The sequence below is a fragment of the Methylocaldum gracile genome, assembly GCF_053646815.1.
In genome coordinates, this window is the sequence record NZ_CM132196.1 from 2,789,954 (window position 1) to 2,809,353 (window position 19,400).

The window sequence follows — 19,400 nt, forward strand, 5'->3', positions numbered from 1 at the left end:
TCATGGTCGCTGCGCTTCTTTCCGCCTGCGCAGTCGGCCCCGACTACACGAAACCGGACGCGGCGCCCGGAGCGCAGTTCGCCAACGCCGTGCTTCCCGAGTTCAAACGCGACGGCATCGAAGTGGCTTGGTGGAAGCAGTTCGACGATCCGCTGCTGTCGGAGTTGATAGACCGGGCGGTGAGCAACAACCGTGATCTGAAGGCGGCAGAGGCGAATCTCCGCGTTGCGCGCGCCCTTTACCTGGAAGCCGGGCTGGATCTCTTGCCGACCATTACGAGCCACGCCAATTACACGACGCAAAAGCGAAGTTTCGACGCCATGAACCGCCGGACCTTCGCGCCGCGCGAGCTCGAGCTCTTCAATGTCGGTTTCGACGCTTTTTGGGAAGTGGACTTCTTCGGCAGGATACGGCGTAGCGTCGAGGCGCGTGATGCCGAGGTGGATGCCGCGGAGGCCGATCTGCGCGACCTGCTGGTCAGCGTCATTTCGGAGGTAGCGCTTAACTACTTCGAGTTGCGCGGTCTGCAGAATCAACTGGACGTCGCTCAAAAAAACGCCGACAACCAGGCCGCGACCTTGGAATTGACTCAAGCCAGACTGGAAGCCGGACGCGGCACGGAGCTGGACACCTCGCGAGCCAAGGCTCAACTGGACTCCACGCTGGCAACGATTCCGCCGATTCAAACCCGGATTCGCGAAAACATCCATCGCCTCGGCGTGCTGATCGGCCAGCTTCCTGACACGCTCTCCGCGCGCCTGTCAGAACCGGCCCCGATGCCCAAGATTCCGGAAACGATCCATATCGGGGCGCCGGCCGATCTGATGCGCCGCCGCCCCGATATTCGCGTTGCCGAACGCAATTTGGCCGCGGCTACCGCCCGGATCGGCGTCGCTACGGCCGATCTTTTTCCACGAGTGACCTTCAATGGCACGATCGCCTTGGAATCCCGAACTCTGTCGGGCCTCGGCGCGTCCGGTACGGAGGCTTTCTCGGCGGGGCCACGGATTTCGTGGGCGTTCCTGGATCTCGGGCGCGTCCGTGCCCGCATCAGGGCGGCGGACGCCAGCGCGGATGCCACCCTCGCAAATTATGAGCAAACCGTACTCACGGCGCTCGAGGAAACCGAAAATGCATTGGTGAGTTACAATCGGCAGCGCGCCCGCCGCGGGCTGCTGGCTTCGGCCGCGACCTCCAGCGAGCGCGCTCATCAGCTCGCGCATCTTCGTTTCGAGGACGGCATTACGGATTTCCTCACCGTGCTGGACGCCGAACGCCGCTTGCTCTTGGATCAGGAACTGCTGGCCCAAAGCCAGACCGCCACTGCAACCAGTCTGATCGCAGTCTATAAGGCGCTCGGCGGCGGATGGGAAGTTTACGAGTCCGGCCGGAATGCCGTCGCGGCGGTTCCAGCCTCGGCGCGATAGCGTTCCATGGTCCATCTCATATCGCTGCCGCCGTGAATCCGTCGCGGCATTCACGGCAAAACCGACATGTGACTTTCTATGCACGACGAACTACTTTATGAAGTCGACGAGCACGATCGCGTTGTCGGCCCGCGTGTGCGCGGCGAAGTCCATGAGCTCGGACTGCGGCATCGGGCCGTGCACATCCTGGTTTTCAACGATCTCGAGGAAATACTTCTGCAAAAGCGTTCGCGGACCAAGGACATCAATCCCGGACTCTGGGACACGTCCGCCGCCGGGCACGTCGACTGGGGCGAAAGCTACGATGACTGCGCGATGCGGGAATTGGGCGAAGAGCTCGGAATCGCGAGCCGCTCGCCTCTTCGATTCTTGTTCAAGCTGCCCGCCTCAGCGCAAACCGGATGGGAATTCATTCAGGTTTATCGGGTCGTTCATTCCGGCGCTCTGCAACCCGATCCCAGCGAAATAGACGAGTGCCGATGGTTCGGCATGAACGAGCTGGATGCGTGGGGCAGCAGTTCCGGAATCGAATTGACTTCGTCGTTCCGGCTGATCTGGCAAACCTACCGCAATCCGGAGACCGCAGGTTAACGGTTTTCAGTGGTAGGTCGGCAATCCTTTGCCGACGAAGGTGTCGGCAAAGGATTGCCGACCTACTAGCGCTACACCAAACCGGAAAATGCTCTAATAGTTTTCAGTTCTGATCCAGCCACGCCCGAAGCTTTACGAGCGCCAGTCTGGTCGAGTTGAATGCCAATTCTTCGGGCTCGATTTCGTCAGGCGATACCAGCCGATAATCCGCTACATCGTCCGCTGCCCTGAGCGTGTCGATCTGCGGCGCATCGCAAAGGAAAAACATATCCGTTACTTTGTAAAGTACGCCGCCGTATAGGTAATCATTCGGCGCGCTGGCGAGATAGCGATAATTGGTCGTTTGGATGTTCAACTCTTCTCCGATTTCTCGCTGTAACGCATCTTCCACGGTTTCGTTGAATTCGATGAACCCGCCGGGAAGGTCCAGCTTGCCTTTCGCCGGGTCCTTGGCACGCACACATAGAATGAGCTGATCCTGGTGAAAAACGAACGCGCCCGCAGCCGTGCACGTGTTGAAGAAGTACAAGAACCCGCAGCGGCCGCATCTTATCGCGCGCTGCTCCTGAACGCTCAAATGCTCACCGCCGCACCGGGGACAAAACCGAAAGGCGTCGTACGGTCCGGGGCCTGGGTCGAAGTCACCGAATGACAAATCCTCAGAACTCTGTAGTTTCATAGTCTCATCGAAATTGAACGATACTCAGTTTGCCTTTCCGCGACAAATAGCGGACTAAATTAGAGATTTGGCACCAAGCGGGCGATTTTTCCGTCGTCGGTCGAAAAATAAAGAAACCCTTCCGGTCCCGTTCTTACATGGCGAAAGTTAACGCCAAGGTCATTCAGCAGTTCCTCCTGCTTCACGATCCTATTGTTGTCGTCTATCACCAGTCGGCGAAGGTGCTGACCGCTCAAATTGGCCACGAACAGATTGCCCTTCCATCTCGGGAAGGCGTCGCCGAAATAGAAAGCGATTCCGGACGGGGAAATGGACGGCACATAATACGCCACAGGCTGTTCCATACCGGCTTTTTCGGTGCCTTCGCCGATTTTCGGTCCCCAATACTCGCGTCCATACGTGATTACGGGCCAGCCGTAGTTCGCTCCCGGACGGATCAAATTGATTTCGTCGCCGCCGCGCGGACCGAACTCGCTCTCCCATAACTCGCCGGTAATCGGATGCTTCACCAGGCCTTGCGGATTGCGGTGACCGTAGCTCCAAATCTCCGGCTTGGCGTCGGGATTATTCGCGAACGGATTGTCGACGGGCGCGCTGCCGTCCTCGTTCAGACGCAGGATCTTGCCGTTGTGGTAGCGCAAGTCTTGCGCATTATGCCGCTCGTTGCGATCGCCAACCGAGATGAAGAGCTTGCCGGCCCCATCGAACTCGATGCGGGAGCCGAAGTGAATGTTATTTCCATTCGGCTCGAAGGCACTGAAAAGCTTCCGGTAATCCTTCAGCTCCGTTCCTTCCAGCCGGCCGCGGCCTAGGGCCGTGGTCATTCCGTGGGTCGCTTTTTCCGAATAGGTCAGATAAATCCAGCCGTTCTTGTCGAACTCGGGATGAACCCTCACGTCCAGCAGTCCGCCTTGTCCGGCCTGAACCACGGCCGGCGCCCCCTGAACGGTTTGCACCGATCTGGTACTCGGATCGAGGATGCGCAGCTGTCCGTCTCGTTCCGTGAATACGATCCGTCCGTCGGGCAAAAAATCGAAACCCCAGACCACGTCTTCCTGTTGGGCGATGACTTCCACTGAAAACGGTTGCCCTTCGGACTCATACGCGCCTCCGGAAGACCGAAAAGCAACGATTCCCATGGCAATAATCGCCAAAAGGAATCCTGCGCGAATTCCGATAGTCCTCATCTTGTCGGCTTCAAGTTTCACGACTCCTCCCTTGGAATTTCCGATCCAAACCGCCTGTCCGTCTCTTTCAATGGATTATGCTTTTCCCCGCCTTATATCCGGACCGACGAAACACCCTCCTTCGGATATAGCCTCAAGCAGCCAGTCGGTTCAAGTCAAATTCGCCGCCAGGTGGTACCGCCAGCCGTATCTTCCAGCACAATGCCCTGCTCCTTGAGTTCATTCCGAATGCGGTCGGCGGTGGCCCAGTCTTTGTTCTTGCGGGCGTCTAAGCGCTCTTGAATTTTTTGCTCGATGCGTTCGTCACTCCAAATAAGCATCGCATCGAGCTGAGCGCCAACGGTAACACCGAGCCTCACTGCTCCAACTCCCGATTTGAAAAACTCTTCTGGATCTGTCTGCAACAGGCCAAGAAGTCCACCGAGTTGCTTTAAGGTTCGCGCTAAAGTTTCCGCTTCCTCTACATTCGAATTCCGCCCCCGATTGATCTCACGCGCCAGATCAAACAGCACAGCAATCGCTTCCGGGGTATTGAAATCGTCGCTCATCGCCTCTTCGAAACGGGCGATGAAGTCCTTGCTCCTGCCCTCTCCCTCGGAAACCGGCAGATCGCAGCGGAGTCCGCGCAAGGCGGTATAAAGCCTCGTCAGCGCGGCATTGGCATCGTCGAGATTTTCATCGGAGTAATTGAGCGGACTGCGGTAGTGGCTATTGAGAATGAAGAACCGCACGACTTCGGGACGATACCGGGCCAGAACTTCGCGTACCGTAAAGAAATTGCCCAGGGACTTGGACATTTTCTCCTCGTTCACCCGCACGAATCCATTGTGCATCCACAGGTTCACGAACTTTTCGCCGGTTGCCCCTTCGGATTGCGCGATTTCGTTTTCATGGTGCGGGAACTGCAAATCCATGCCGCCGCCGTGGATGTCGAAATGATGCCCGAGACAACGGGTGGACATGGCGGAGCATTCGATGTGCCAGCCGGGACGTCCCCTGCCCCAAGGCGAATCCCAGGCCGGCTCTCCCGGCTTCGCCATTTTCCACAAAACGAAATCCAAGGGATCGCGCTTGGCGTCCTCGACCTCCACCCGCTCGCCGGCGCGGAGATCTTCGATGTTCTTGCCCGACAAACGGCCGTAACCCTCGAATTTGGACACGGCGTAGAAGACATCGCCGTTGTCGCCGACATAGGCATAGCCGCGGTCGATCAAGGCCTGAATCATGGCCAGCATGTCGTCTATGGATTGCGTCGCCCTCGGTTCGATATCGGGCGGAAGCACGCCCAGCGCCCGCTCGTCTTCGTGCATCGCATCGATGAACCTCGCGGTCAGCGCCGAAATGGGCTCGCCGTTTTCGTTGGCCCGCTTAATGATCTTGTCGTCGATATCCGTGATATTCCGGACATAAGTAACCTTAAACCCAAGATGCCGCAAATAGCGCACCACCATGTCGAATACCACCATGACGCGGGCATGCCCCAGATGGCAGTAGTCGTATACGGTCATGCCGCACGCGTAGAGCCGGACCTTGCCCGGTTCGATGGGGGTGAAGACTTCCTTCCGGCCGGTCAGGCTATTGTGGATCTTTAGCATCATTCGGACTCGTAGGTGAATTCGGCCAAGCGGCGATGCAAGCGGTGCGGGTCCAACAGGCGATAAATCGTTCCGAGCTCCGGTCCGTCCAGGCGCCCGGTCATGGCGGCGCGCAATGGCATGAAGAGGGCCTTGCCCTTCGCTCCAGTCTTGGCTTTCAGCTCGCGCATGAATATGTCGAACTCGGCCTGAGCCGCGTTAGCCGCATCGATGGCCGAGAGATAATAAGACTCTCCGGCTTGCTTCGCGGCTTCGGCGGCTTCCGGGTCGAGCTGCAATTCATCCGTAAACAGAATGCGCGCCCAGCGGTCGGCCTGCTCCGGGAAAACGCAGTTGCTGCGCACGATCTCGATGAACGCCGCGAGATGCTCGTCGGGCACGATGGCGCCGGTCTCCCTGCGCAGCCATCCCCTGAGCGTATCGTCGTCCGCCGAACGCACCGCCAATTGCTGCCAGTGATCCAGATGAGCAACGTCGAACCGTGCCGGCGATTTACCGAGGTGCGGCAGATCGAAACGCGCCTTGAGCGCTTGGAAATCCATAATCTCATCGCTCTCATAGTGATGGCCCAGCCGGGCCAGCATGTTCAACAGGGCCGCCGGAAAATAGCCCTCTTCGCGCAATTGATTCAGGCTGCGGCTGCCGTTGCGCTTGGACAGCGGCGCTCCGTCGTCGCCCAAAATCAGCGAAATATGGGCATATTGGGGTATCGGCAGATCGAGCGCCGCAAGAATCAGCATTTGCCGGGGCGTATTGGCGAGATGGTCTTCGCCCCGGAGCACGTGCGTGACGCCCATCAGCGCATCGTCGATCGCGTTGCAGAAGAAAAACGCCGCACTCCCGTCGGCGCGGCGGATGATGAAGTCGCCGATATCGTCGGTCGCGAATTTCTGCGGCCCGCGAACGAGATCCTCGAATTCCACCGTTTCGTTCTTCGGTACTCGGAAGCGCAAGGTCGGCTGAAGTCCTTCCTCGAATTTGCGACTCACCTCCGCCGCGCTCAGGTGCGCACACTTGCCCGTGTAACGCGGCGGCTGCCCGGAGCTCAACTGAATCTTGCGGGAAATTTCCAGTTCCCTCGGCGAACAGAAGCAGAAATACGCTCTACCCTGTTGTTCCAGTTCCTCATAATACCGCTGATAAATGGCTCCGCGGCAGGATTGAAAGTATCGTTCATCCGGCTCGGCGGTTTCGGGACCTTCGTCCCAATTCAAACCCATCCAATGCAAATCGCTTATCAGTTCATCGACAAATTCGCTGCGGCTCCGCTCGCTATCGGTATCCTCGATGCGAAGCAGAAAACGATCTCCAAATAACGCACTGAACAGCGCCGTGCGTGCGTTACCGAGGTGCATGAGTCCGGTCGGGCTGGGAGCGAAGCGGGTTTTGGTCGATGTCATATTGAGCGCAAATTGAGGGATTATATTCGGCAAGATTCTTGCGAATAGGACAATTTAGAGCAAGGCCGAACCCGCCGCAACCCTGCAAAAGCTCCGGCTGCGGCGCCTTGCCGGTCAGTTGCGGCCTAGATGACATTTCAATCAAGCGACCATTTGCATGAATATCGCATGTTAAGCTTACCTCCACTGAAATTTTCATTTATAGTGTCGACCCAAAACAACTAACCGTTCCTGGCACGCGGCTGATCGAACCACAAGACTCGGCCCTCAGCCAGCCAAAACGAGCGTTTGATCATGTATATCCTCAGTCAGATCCTTTGGACACCGGTCGTCGGTGCATTAGCCATTTTGGCTCTGCCGGCGCAGCAAATCCGCTCCATTCGGGCTACCGCGATAACCTCGTCGGTGGTCGTACTGATGTTGACCGTTTGGCTTTTGTTTCATTTCGATACGTCTTCATCGGCGATTCAATTTCCGGAAAGCCTGCCCTGGAACGCCGAACTGGGGAGTTACTACGCTCTCGGCGCCGATGGCTTTTCCCTGCCCATGGTCGTGTTGTCGGCTCTGCTCTGTCTTGTGGCGATGCTGGCCTCGGAAAGCGTGAATACGCGAGTCAAGGGATATCATTTCTGGCTTCTCGCCCTCGAATTCGGGATGATCGGCGTCTTTCTTGCTCAGGATTGGGCTTTGTTCTACGTATTTTGGGAACTGACGCTGATACCGCTCTTTTTTCTCATCGACCAATGGGGCGGCAAGCGCAAACATACGGCGAGCCTCAATTTCGTCCTGTACACGATGGGCGGATCGGTGTTCATGCTGGTCAGCCTATTAATGATTTTCACCGCATCGTCCGAACACTCCACCACGATGGAATCCATGCTGGCTACCGCGCGGAGCTTGCCCCGGGAGCAGCAGATCTGGATTTTTCTGGGGTTCTTGATCGGCTTCGGCGTAAAAATGCCGGTTTTCCCCATCCACGGCTGGTTGCCGCTCGCCCACGTTGAAGCGCCGAGTCCGGTGAGCATTCTACTGTCGGGTGCGCTTCTCAAGATGGGCGCCTATGGCTTGCTCAAAGCGACCGGCATGCTGCCTGAGGCCGCTTCGGCGCTTCAATCCGTGCTGGCCGGCATCGCCTTGGTCAGCATCGTCTACGGCGCCTTGCTGGCGTGGCGGCAAACCGATCTCAAGGCGATGATCGCCTATTCGTCGATCAGTCACATGGGCGTCGTGCTGCTCGGCATAGCGGCGCTCAATGAAGCCGGATTGCTGGGAGCCGTCTTGCAGATGACCGCCCATGGCCTCATTGCCGGGGCGCTGTTTCTCTTGATCGGACTGTTGTACGAACGCACTCACACCCGGGAAATTTCGGACTACAGCTCACTGGTCCAAGTGACTCCACGCTTCGCCTTCTTCACCACTCTAGCGCTTCTCGCGTCCATGGGACTGCCCGGCTCGGCCGGATTCGTGGCGGAACTTCACGCCATCATCGGGGGCTTTCAGAGTTTCGGCTGGGTCATGGTGTTTGCGAGTCTAGGGGTACTCATCGGCGCATCCTACGCCATCCGAACCGCCGCCCGGTTGTTCACCGGTCCGATGCGCCCGGAAATGCAGAATGTCCGCGATCTGCACAGCCACGAACTGATAGCGGCGGGAACGTTGGCGGTCGGCATCATGGCTCTGGGGCTCGTGCCGGGCCCCATCGTGGAGCTGATGAACGCTTCCGTCAATGAACTCAGCATGATCTTCAGCCACAAGAACTTCTAAGGAGGCCAGCGTGCTATCGCCCCAATCGAAAGGTTCGAAGCCCGACGTTCGCCGGCGGCTGCAAGAAGCGGTCTGCCACCTCGATCATGTGTTGCCGGGACAAGCGCCTATTCTGAATTTCGTGCACCACAATACGCTGCACGGTTATCAGCATCTTCCGTTTCAAGAGGCCCTGGAATCCGTCGAGCGACTGACCGGCGTCCGAGGCTACCTGCCCGAGGAAGAGTTCCGGAAGTTCTATGCCCAAGGCCGCATTCTCGATGAAGATCTCGCTGCCGCCTTTGCCGAAATGCCGGAACTTGGAGGCGAAGAGGCACTGCTGCGAATCGGCGATCGAGAGATTCTGCGCCGGGACGTCTATCGCATCGCCATGGTTTATGGCGTGGACGCGGTAACGCCGAGCCAATTGAACTGGCAAATCGAAGAAATGGCGGCGCTCGACCGGTTTCAAAGCGATATTCCCCCCGAGGCGCGCCATCGCCTCATGGACTCCGTCAAGCGAATAACGGGAAATGCAGAGGCGCTCCAGGAAGCCGGCTTGATCCGCGACTTGTGGGATGCAGGACTGACGGTCCTCGGACTGGAGCAGGCAGCCCCGCATCCCGAAGATCTGACCGATCTCACCGTTCGGCAAGCGGAGAATTTATTGAATCACACCAAACGGTCGTCGAACGATGCGGCGGCAAGCACTACCCTTGCCCGCCAAAAGATGAGAACGGAGGCTCACGCGCTCATGGAATCCGCCTTCGCCGACGTCGGCCGCGGCATCTCATTGCGCGGACTGCTCGCCGCGTTGACGGGCAGGGACGTGCTCGACATCGTCCGTCCGATACTGATCCGCTTCAGCGCCTCCCATTTGGACGAAGGACTGGCCGCCTGGCATGCAGCCGATCGCAGGGAAGGACTGTACTCGGCATGGCGCCGTTCGGCGTCCTACGATCTATCGCTGGGTCTCTGCGATTTTCCGGATTGGCGGGAAACCGTGTCGGCTTTACCGGAACAGGCGGTCGACGCCGTGCATGCCGAACTGATTCGGATCGGACTCCCGGAGAATCGCTGGGAAACCTATTTGGAACGGCTCGCCCTGGAACTCCCCGGCTGGTCGGGCATCATCAATTGGCGGCAGCACCATCCCGATTACGAGGCCAACCGGGAAGCGCCCGCCTCGCTCATGGATTATCTCGCCATCCGACTGGTTCTGGACCGTTTGGCAATCGAAGGACTATGCCGCGAAATCTGGGGCATCGCCGGCACCTTGCCGTCGCTGCGCGCCTATTTCGAACGGAATCCGTCCGAATTCCTGGTGCGTCATGCTCTGTGCCAGGGCCGTCTGCCCGAGTACCTGGCGGACTGCGCGCAGCAGTTGGTAGCCGAATCCAGCCCGGGAAACTTCGATCGAGAGCGCTGGTGGTCGGTAGCGGATATGATTTCTACCTGGAAGCACAGCGCGCTCGCGGAAAAAACTCAACGGCTGACCATCTACAACAGCGGCTGGCGCTTGTTCCGTCTGGCTCAGCATTTGGGGGTCTCGAGCCATGACGTTCGCGCCCTGTCTTTGCAGACCTGTGAAATCCTCCTCGCCGCGCTGGATGATTTATCTCCGTCACAGCGCAGTTATCTTTGGCTTTCCGCCTATGAGCGGCGTTATCGAGAGGAACTGTTCAATGCCCTCGCCAATAATCGTGGCCGGGGCCGCTGGGCGAAGCGTGACGATCGCCCGGACGCCCAAGTGGTCTTCTGTATCGACGACCGCGAGGAAGGCATTCGACGCCACCTCGAGGAATTGAACCCGCGCATCGAAACCTTGGGCGCCGCCGGCTTTTTCGGTGTGCCGATCAACTGGCGCGCTCTCGACGATGACAAGGTCACGCCGCTCTGTCCTGTGGTTGTCACGCCAGCACACGAGGTGCGCGAAGTCCCCCGCCAGGGCCAGGACGATTTGTGCACCAAACATGATCGGCGCCGAGCCCTTCGTCATCGAATCGGCGCGATATTCAACCAGGAAATCCGCCGGAATCTCGTTTCTTCGCAGTTTTTGATCGGCCTGCTTTCGCCCGGCGTGTTGCTGGCGCTGATCGGCAAAGTGTTTTTCCCCGCTCGGCAAACCGCTCTTGCTCAACGAGCGGATGCCCTGCTCGTTCCCGAGGTAGCCACCGAGTTATTTATTACCGCGGCAAGTGGTAGTGCTCCCGCAACCCCGGAAAATCCCCGCCTCGGCTTTACCGACTCGGAACAAGCCGATCGCGTGGCGGCATTTTTGCGCGCCACCGGTTTGACCTATGGCTTTGCTCCGCTGGTGGTCCTGATGGGACACGGATCGATCAGCCAAAACAATCCGCATCTCGCCGCTTACGACTGCGGTGCGTGCAGCGGACGCCACGGAGGACCCAATGCGCGCGCTTTTGCTGCCATGGCCAACCGACCGGAAGTGCGCGGGTTGCTCGCCGAAAAAGGTATAAGCATTCCGGCTGACACCTGGTTCGTCGGTGCGGAACACAATACCTGCAATGAAGACATCCTCTGGTTCGACCTGACGGATCTCCCTCCAGTCTCGCGCCTCGCATTCGGCAAGCTCAAGAACGATCTGGATGCTGCAAGGCGCCTCTCGGCCCATGAGCGTTGCCGGCGACTTGCCTCCGCTCCGCGCAATCCGACTCCGGACACGGCACTCGCCCATATCGCCGAGCGTGCCACCGACTTTAGCCAAGCGCGCCCTGAACTCGGGCATGCCACCAATGCCGCCGCCTTCGTCGGGAGGCGCTCTTTCAGTCAGGGGAGCTTTTTCGACCGCCGGGTATTTCTGATCTCTTACGATCCGACTCAGGACCCCCTCGGCAATGTTCTCGAAAGCGTATTGTTGGCGGTGGGCCCCGTTGGTGCCGGCATCAACCTCGAGTATTACTTTTCCACCGTGAACAACGAGCGTTTCGGCTGCGGCACCAAAGTGCCCCATAACGTCACCGGACTTTTCGGCGTTATGGAGGGTGCGGCCAGCGATCTTCGAACCGGGCTTCCCCGGCAGATGATCGAAATCCACGAGGCGATGCGGCTGCAAATCGTCGTGGAGCACAAAACGGAAGTTTTAACCGCGATTTACGAGCGTCAGCCCTCATTGCAGGAACTGATCGGGAACGGCTGGGTGCTTCTGTCCGCTATCGATCCGGATACCGGAGAAATTTCCATGTTCACGCCGGGCGCCGGTTTTGTGGTGTGGAATCGGGAGCTTCGTCCCTTGCCTATCGTCGAGCGTTCCCCCGACTGGTATGCCGGACACGCGGGACCACTGCCGCCGGCATTGATTCAACAAAAGTCTTCGGGGATTTCTTATGCTTGATTGGTTGGTAACACTGATCCCGGGATTGCCGATTTTAGCGGCCTTGACCATCGGCATTGGCATCATATCGGGATTTATCACTGGAGAAGCGGGAGAGCGCTCTACCGCAGCCATCGCAGTCGGCGCAACCCTAGTGTCTTTTGTCGTGTCGATCGCGGTCTTTTGGTGCCGTCACGTGGACCTCATCCCGGATCAGCTCGTTCTGGGCACCTGGCTGGCTAGTGGCGATTACCTCGTCAACGTCAGCTTTGCACTGACTAGTCTCGCCCTGGCATTGTCATCTCTGTTCGCATTGTTTTCGCTGATGGTTGCCAGATTTTCGGTGAATTACATGCACCGCGAAGCCGGCTTCCATCGTTTTTTTCTCGTCCTGTCTCTTTTCGCCGGCGCGATGCAGTTGCTGGTGTTGGCCGGCAACGCCGTTTTTACCTTTATCGGCTGGGAATTGGCCGGGGTGTGCTCTTATCTACTCATCGCGTACGCCTATGACCGGCCGGTCGCCTCCGCCAACGCAACCTACGCCTTCGTAACCAACCGGATCGGCGATGCCGGTTTCACCTTGGGGATTTTCTTGGCTTTCGCTTGGACCGGCGGCGTCGAATGGCCTCAGATTACCCGAGGTGCTGCGAGTCTCGATGGTCTCCAAGCCGGTCTGATGGCTATCTGCTTCCTGCTGGCGGCCGCCGCCAAGTCGGCCCAAGTGCCTCTGGCGCCCTGGGTCGCTCGCGCCATGGAAGGACCAACACCATCCAGTGCCATCTTTTACGGCGCCGTGATGATTCATGCGGGTGTTTTCTTGGTGTTGCGGCTGCAACCGGTCTTCGAAGCGGCACCCGCCGCCATGGGCATCATGGCGGCCATGGGCCTGGTGACGGCTCTTTATGGTTTCGCATGCGGATTGACGCAAACCGACGTCAAGTCCGCACTGATTTTCTCCACCACCGCACAGGTCGGCCTGATGTTTTTGGCTTGTGGCCTCGGCTGGTGGCAATTGGCGGCTTGGCATCTAGCTGCTCATACGATGTTACGCGGCTACCAATTCCTGACCGCGCCGGCACTAATGCATCGCATTTTCGGTCAGCCGACCCGGCCCGTTCCGGAGTTCGCGGGTCGTTCTCGCTGGCTCTACACGGCCTCGTTACAGCGTTTTTGGCTGGAACATTTCGGCCATCAAGCCCTCGTCAAGCCAATAGCTCGCTTCGCCGCCGATTTGAACGTTTTCGACCGCCGTGTCGTGGAAGAAATCGTCGGACTGCCCGCGCCCGCCATGCGGGGACTGTCTGCGTTGGCCGAGCGGGAGGAACATCGGCTCGGCGCCGGTTATGGCGCCAATGAACGCCGGGTCGGCGGTGTGCTCGGAATCGTGACCGATCTTTTCGCTTCCGCATTCCACTGGTTCGAAGAGCGCCTGGTCTTACAAGGTTTGGGTATGGACCTCGTGACCCTGGGACGCCGTCTCGGCATGCGGTTCAACCGCCTGGAATCCATCCTGGCTCAACCGCGCTATCTGATTCTTTTCGTCCTTTTCACCCTGCTAGCAACTGTGTGAGAACCCTATGGTCGGTGAAATCAACTGGGCGACGCAATCCGCCTTTCCTATCCTCAGCACGATGATCTTTCTGCCGTTGATTGCAATGGGCGCCGCTTATCTCGCCCAGTCGCAGCAGCGTTCGTTTTTTATCGGGCTAGCCGGCTCCGGCCTCGAACTCGCTCTAACGGTTTATCTGTTGATAGCCTTCGATTCGAGCGCCACTCACTTGCAGTTCGCCGAAGACTTTGCGCTGCTGCCGTTCCTTCATTATCACCTTGGTGTCGATGGCCTCAGCATACTGTTCGTGTTCGTCACGTCGCTGTTGAGCTTTCTGTTAATGCTGTATGGGGAAATTACGCCGGAACGTCGGTCGCCAGGGCTGTACGTCGCCAGTCTGTTCGGTTTCCAGGCCGTGCTCACGGCGCTTTTCTTCACCGTCGATCTGCTCCAGTTTTGGTTACTGAGCTGTCTCGAACTCGTACCGGTTTCGTTCATCCTGCTCCGGTGGAGTACCGCTTCCGCGGAAGCTCCCAAAACGACCCGGCTTTATACCCAATTCATGTTCACCGGCTTGCTGATGCTATTTCTCGGCATTTTGATCTTAGGGTGGAATCACGCCCGAGCCGCCGGTGAATGGACTTTCGCGCTCGGAAACCTGCTCGAAACGCCGGTTTCCCCTGCGGCCCAATCCGCGGCTTTCGTACTTCTCTTTTACGGCTTGGCCGTACGGATGGCGCAATTTCCTTTTCATGCCTGGTTGCCCCAGGTTTCTCAACATGGAACCCTGGCCACCATAGGCGTATTTGTGATCGGAGCGAAAGTCGGTATCTACGGATTATTGCGCTTCGTGCTGCCGCTATTGCCTGATGCGGTCCAAACCCTGAAGCCGGCTGTTATCGTTCTGGCGTTGGCGGGCATGTTCTACGGTGCGCTGATGGCGCTGATGCAGTTGAATCTGAGGCGGCTCTTGGCCTTCGCGGCGGTCAGCCATACCGGCATGCTGGTGGTAGGCGTATTCTGCCTGAACTCGGAGGGGTTCGCGGGCAGCTTGCTGCTGTCGGTGAATTTCAGCATCGCGGCTAGCGGGCTGCTATTTGCCACCGGCTTGATGTTTCGTCGCGCCGGAAGCTCCCTGCTGCCACGTCTCGGAGGACTGTTCGATCTCATGCCGCTATTGGGTATCACGTTCCTGGTCTCCGCATTGAGCACCATGGCGATGCCAGGGACTCCCGGTTTCGACGCTGCCCATCTTCTTCTGGAGGGATCAATCGAAGCTCATGACTGGGGAGTCACGATTGCCGTAGCCACAGGCAACGTCCTGGCCGCGGCATTTCTGTTATGGGCCTTCCAGCGCGCCTTCCTGGCCCAGCGCAAAAAATCGGCGTTACATCGCCAGAAAACCAGGCTCACCGTTCCCGAGGTGACGCTTAACGGCGTCGTCTGCGCTGTTTTGTTGGGTGTCGGTTTTTACACCGAGCCTTGGGTTCAGATGGTCAACGAATCCGTAAGTGAATTGGCTCAACGCTTCGAGCGTTTGGAACAGAAGAAACAGTGACTTTGAATTATTTAACCTAACAACGGCAATTAACCGCTTCGATGCACCAGAAAAGCTCGTTGAATCTCAACTGCTATACCTCTTATCCGCTTCACCGCTTGGGTGAGGCCGCTACGCACTCGATTGCACGGCTATCGGGCCGCCTGACGGCGCCGTCGCGCCCTTTCGACGGGGCTCAGGACAGGCTTGCCGGCCGACCCGCCAACCGCACACTCGGATGCGTCCAACTGCCGTTTCCAGGTTTAATCGTCGGCTTACGCCGCCCGGAGACAAAGTGATGACCGCCGATTTTCCGATTCTGACCATTCTGATATTTCTTCCGCTGGCCGCGGCCGGTTTGTTGTTTTTTTTTCGAGATCCGGCATCCTCCCGTCGGTTCGGACTAGCGGTGTCTCTCGCGGAACTGCTCTTGTCCTTGTCCCTGCTCGGTCTTTTCGACTTCAGCTCGGCGAGAATGCAACTGATCGAGCGAGTCGTCTGGATACCGAGCCTCAACATTTCATACGTCGTCGGCCTTGACGGTCTGTCGATTCTGTTTCCGCTTCTCACGGCGCTTTTGACCTTTGCTGTGATCGCGGCGACCTGGACACAGGTCCAAACTCAGGTAAGGCTCTATCTCGCGCTCACACTCCTTCTGGAAAGCGCCACGCTGGGCGTGTTCTGCGCTCTCGATCTGGCACTGTTCTTTCTATTCTGGGAGCTTACGCTCATTCCCATCTTTTTCCTGGTGAGTTTGTGGGGAATCGGGCCGCAACGACGTTATGCCGCCAGCAAGTACACGCTTTTCATGCTGGCGGGCGGTTTTCCCCTGTTGTTCGGAATCATCCTCTTGGCGCTGAACCATGCCGAGCAAATGGGGAGCTCTGCGCCGCGCGGACTTTCCTTCGACTATCTGACGCTGCTCCACGTGCCGGTTTCCGAAGAGCTGCGCACCGCGGTGTTTCTGCTTCTATTCCTGGGCTTCGCCGTCAAAGCGCCTCTGTTTCCGTTTCACACCTGGCTGCCGACGGTTGCAATGGAAGGGCCTGCGGGCGTTTCGGCCCTGATTACCGGGCTCAAGCTCGGACTTTACGGCATGATGCGATTCGCCATTCCCTTGGTTCCCGATGCAGCCGGCGAATACATCTGGATCTTGACGGCCTTGGGCACCGTCGGGGTTTTGTACGGCGCGCTGATCGCGCTGAAGCAAACCAATCTCCGCCGCTTGCTTGCCTACGCCAGCATCAGTCACGCGGGCTTCGTGGTCATCGGCCTTGCCACCCTGAACCCACAGGGGGTTCAGGGTGCCCTGTTTCAGTTGATCAACTTTGCGACCGTATCCGGCGGCATATTCCTGCTGGCCGGGTTTCTCCATCATCGCCTGGGCTCGACCGAACTTGCCAATTTGGGCGGGTTAGCCCGATCGATGCCTTTGCTCACGACCTTCTTCTTTCTTTTCGGAATCGCCGCGATGGGCGTGCCCGGCACCAATGGTTTCGCCGCGGAGCATCTGATCATTATCGGCGCATTCCAGGCTCACGTGGGTACCGGTCTCGCTGTGTTATTGGGAGTGATTCTAGGTGCGGCCTATTTCCTCGGCTTCTTTCAGCGGGCGTTCTGGGGGCCTGTTAAACTAACGGCTGTACGCACCGCTTCCGATTTGCGTCCGCGCGAATCGGGGCTGGCAATCCTGCTGATCGCCTTGATCCTCTTGGGAGGACTGGTGCCTAGCATGATTACGAGTACCAGCAGCACCGCTGTGACAGCGTGGGTTGCGCGGATCAATGCTGCAACCGGCCCTTCGGCATATGCCGACTTATCCGAAAAATTCCAAACAACAAGATCCAGTCCTTGAGTGAAATCGAAAATTCCGGTTAAGGAAATTGTTTGTGTCGATTCGATACCTGTTATAGATTAATGCTTCGTCCGGCGGCCACTAGGCCAAAGCTCGATCGTCAAATCGGATTTTAATACAAGGACTTATATCCGATTTATCGAATAAGAACGTTAACGAGCTTTTTTGGAAAGGCATCCACATGGCTCGGCGAGCCATGCAACCTTATTAAGCGGGTATTAATTTTATGGTACGCAAACACATCAATTACTATGTCAGTCATCTGCGGAACGACATTCCGGCGGGCGTCGTCGTCTTCCTGGTCGCCCTGCCGCTGTGCCTGGGGATCGCGCTCGCCTCGGGCGCCCCGCTGTTCGCCGGCATCATCGCGGGCATCGTCGGCGGCGTGGTGGTCGCCTGGGCCAGCGGCTCGCAGCTGAGCGTCAGCGGCCCGGCCGCGGGGCTCACCGTGATCGTGTTCAACGCCATCGACAAGCTGGGCAGCTTCCAAGTCTTTTTGCTGAGCGTCGTCCTCGCCGGCGGGCTGCAACTGCTCCTGGGCTTTCTCCAGGCCGGGGTCATCGGCGCCTACTTCCCCTCGGCCGTGATCAAGGGCATGCTGGCCGCCATCGGCCTGATCCTGATCCTCAAGCAAATCCCGCACGCGGTCGGCTACGACGCCGATTTCGAGGGCAATGAAGCCTATGTCCAGGCCGACGGCCACACGACCTTCTCCGAACTCGCCTATTCGCTCGAAGCGATTTCGCCCGGCGCGGTGATCGTGAGCACGGTCGCCATCGGCATCATGCTCTTGTGGGAGACCCGCCTCTTCAAACAGAATGCGGTTTTATCCCTGATCCCCGGTCCCCTGGTCGCGGTCCTCTGGGGGGTGGCGTTCAATCTGCTCTCGCAACACTTCCTACCGGCCTTCGCGATCGCGAAGGAGCACCTGGTGAGCCTCCCGGAGATTCAGGGCGTCGCGGGCTTCTTCCAGCAGTTCACCCTGCCCGATTTCAGCCAGTGGGCCAATCCCGAGGTGTACACGGTGGCGGTCACCATCGCCATCATCGCGAGCCTCGAGACGCTCCTGAGCCTCGAAGCGGCGGACAAGATCGACCCCTTGAAACGCATCGCCCCGACCAATCGCGAACTGAAGGCCCAAGGGCTCGGCAATCTGCTCAGCGGCTTGATCGGCGGCTTGCCGATGACGGCGGTGATCGTCCGGAGTTCCGCCAACGTGAACGCGGGCGGCCGCACCAAGATGGCCTGCTTCATCCATGGCGTTTTGCTGCTGTTGAGCGTGATGTTCATCACCCGCTACTTGAACCTGATTCCCTTGGCCTGTTTGGCGGCGATCCTGCTCCTGACCGGCTACAAGCTGGCCAAACCCAAGCTGTTCAAGGAGATGTACGCCAAGGGGGCGAGCCAGATCATTCCGTTCGTGGTCACCATCGTCGCGATCCTCGCGACCGATCTCTTGAAGGGCATCGCGGTCGGCATGGTCGTCGGTCTCTATTACGTCATTAGAACCAACTTCCAGGCGGCGATCACCCTGACCCAGCACGGCAACAATTATCTCTTGCGCTTGCACAAGGATGTGTCTTTTCTCAACAAGGCGCTGTTGCGGGAGTATCTGAACCGGGTGGGCGAAAACGGGTATGTCATCATCGATGCCACGCGGGCGCAATTCATCGATCAGGACATCCTCGAAACCATCCACGACTTCGTGGCCGCCGCCTCGGACGACAACATCACCGTGGAATTGAAAAACCTCAACGGCACGCACGGCATCGCGACGCAGCGCGCCTCTACCACCGATAAACAGCAAACTGTAACCGGAGAAAATTATGAAACCGCTCGAAAGGCTGCTGCTTGAAAATAAGGCTTGGGCTCAGGAGAAAGCCGCTCACGATCCGGAATTTTTCGACAAACTACGGCAGCCACGGAATCCGGACGTGTTCTGGATCGGGTGTTCCGACAGCCGCGTGCATGCCGACCAGGTGACACAAACCGAGCCCGGTGAAATTTTCGTTCATCGGAACATAGCCAACCAAGTGGCGATCATGGATATGAATTTCCTGGCCGCGCTCGAATATGCCGTCGATTTTCTAAAGGTGAAGCACATCATCGTTTGCGGGCATTACGGCTGTGGCAGCATCAAAGCAGCGATGGGAAAACCGCATCCCGACCACTTGTTCATGAACAAGTGGCTCAAATACATCAAGGACATCCATCGTCTGCACCGAGAGAACATCGATGCTGAAAATTCGGAGGACGCGCGTCACAACCGACTGGTCGAACTCAATGTCATCGAACAGGTTCACAACCTGGCGCAGACCTCGGTCATTCAGCGAGCGTGGCGAGCCGGCGATCGTCCGGATCTCCACGGATGGGTTTACGGGTTGAATGACGGTATCATTAAGGAAATCGCCTCCCTTGAGGCTGACAGCTCGCTCGATCCAATTTATAAACAAGACCCGGAAATTAGCGCCGCGAAAGAACCCTAACCATCAACGCGATATAC

General features: G+C 58.1%; 13 protein-coding genes. 9 read left to right on the plus strand and 4 right to left on the minus strand.

The genetic code is table 11. The features are described 5' to 3' along the window. Positions 1–2 precede the first annotated feature (2 nt). A complete protein-coding gene (locus ACWJJK_RS12320) occupies positions 3–1,427 on the plus strand; it encodes an efflux transporter outer membrane subunit (protein WP_133716222.1) in 1,425 nt (474 codons plus the stop codon). Positions 1,428–1,505: 78 nt separating this feature from the next. After that, the gene (locus tag ACWJJK_RS12325; RefSeq protein WP_086133132.1) at positions 1,506–2,018 is read left to right on the plus strand and encodes an NUDIX hydrolase; all 513 of its coding nucleotides are present in this window, start codon (positions 1,506–1,508) and stop codon (positions 2,016–2,018) included. 103 nt (positions 2,019–2,121) lie between these two features. Here ACWJJK_RS12325 and ACWJJK_RS12330 read toward each other — a convergent pair whose 3' ends face one another. The 4 genes from ACWJJK_RS12330 to gltX form a co-directional block, all read right to left on the minus strand. Next, positions 2,122–2,697: an NUDIX domain-containing protein gene (locus ACWJJK_RS12330; RefSeq protein WP_077729626.1), complete on the minus strand. Its 576-nt coding sequence runs from the start codon at positions 2,695–2,697 to the stop codon at positions 2,122–2,124. Positions 2,698–2,756: 59 nt separating this feature from the next. Then, entirely contained in the window at positions 2,757–3,905 is a 1,149-nt protein-coding gene (locus ACWJJK_RS12335; protein ID WP_077729627.1) for a PQQ-dependent sugar dehydrogenase, read from the minus strand. 134 nt (positions 3,906–4,039) lie between these two features. Next, positions 4,040–5,479, minus strand: a complete 1,440-nt coding sequence (cysS, locus tag ACWJJK_RS12340) for a cysteine--tRNA ligase (protein WP_086133131.1) — start codon at positions 5,477–5,479, stop codon at positions 4,040–4,042. Continuing rightward, complete coding sequence (gene gltX / locus ACWJJK_RS12345; RefSeq protein ID WP_156881690.1) at positions 5,479–6,879, minus strand: glutamate--tRNA ligase; 1,401 nt, start codon at positions 6,877–6,879, stop codon at positions 5,479–5,481. Before gltX ends, cysS begins: the two co-directional genes overlap by 1 nt. Positions 6,880–7,173: 294 nt before the next feature. Between gltX and ACWJJK_RS12350 the strand changes: the two genes are divergently transcribed. The 7 genes from ACWJJK_RS12350 (at position 7,174) to ACWJJK_RS12380 (ending at position 19,383) form a co-directional block, all read left to right on the plus strand. Next, positions 7,174–8,643 (plus strand): NADH-quinone oxidoreductase subunit M, encoded by a 1,470-nt coding sequence (locus ACWJJK_RS12350; RefSeq protein WP_156881689.1) that lies wholly within the window; start codon positions 7,174–7,176, stop codon positions 8,641–8,643. 10 nt (positions 8,644–8,653) lie between these two features. Next, positions 8,654–11,977 carry a DUF2309 domain-containing protein gene (locus ACWJJK_RS12355; RefSeq protein WP_454128121.1) on the plus strand — a complete coding sequence of 1,108 codons (3,324 nt, stop codon included), beginning with the start codon at positions 8,654–8,656 and terminating at the stop codon, positions 11,975–11,977. Further along, entirely contained in the window at positions 11,970–13,526 is a 1,557-nt protein-coding gene (locus ACWJJK_RS12360) for a proton-conducting transporter transmembrane domain-containing protein (RefSeq protein WP_434112540.1), read from the plus strand. The genes ACWJJK_RS12355 and ACWJJK_RS12360 overlap by 8 nt, the downstream gene beginning before the upstream one ends. A gap of 7 nt (positions 13,527–13,533) precedes the next feature. Beyond that, complete coding sequence (locus ACWJJK_RS12365) at positions 13,534–15,063, plus strand: complex I subunit 4 family protein (RefSeq protein WP_086133127.1); 1,530 nt, start codon at positions 13,534–13,536, stop codon at positions 15,061–15,063. A 277-nt stretch (positions 15,064–15,340) separates the two neighbouring features. Beyond that, entirely contained in the window at positions 15,341–16,897 is a 1,557-nt protein-coding gene (locus tag ACWJJK_RS12370) for a complex I subunit 4 family protein (protein WP_454128122.1), read from the plus strand. Positions 16,898–17,123: 226 nt separating this feature from the next. Then, positions 17,124–18,752, plus strand: coding sequence for a SulP family inorganic anion transporter (locus ACWJJK_RS12375; RefSeq protein WP_434112535.1), 1,629 nt, complete (start codon positions 17,124–17,126; stop codon positions 18,750–18,752). Beyond that, entirely contained in the window at positions 18,724–19,383 is a 660-nt protein-coding gene (locus ACWJJK_RS12380) for a carbonic anhydrase (protein WP_077731560.1), read from the plus strand. Before ACWJJK_RS12375 ends, ACWJJK_RS12380 begins: the two co-directional genes overlap by 29 nt. Positions 19,384–19,400: the final 17 nt, after the last annotated feature.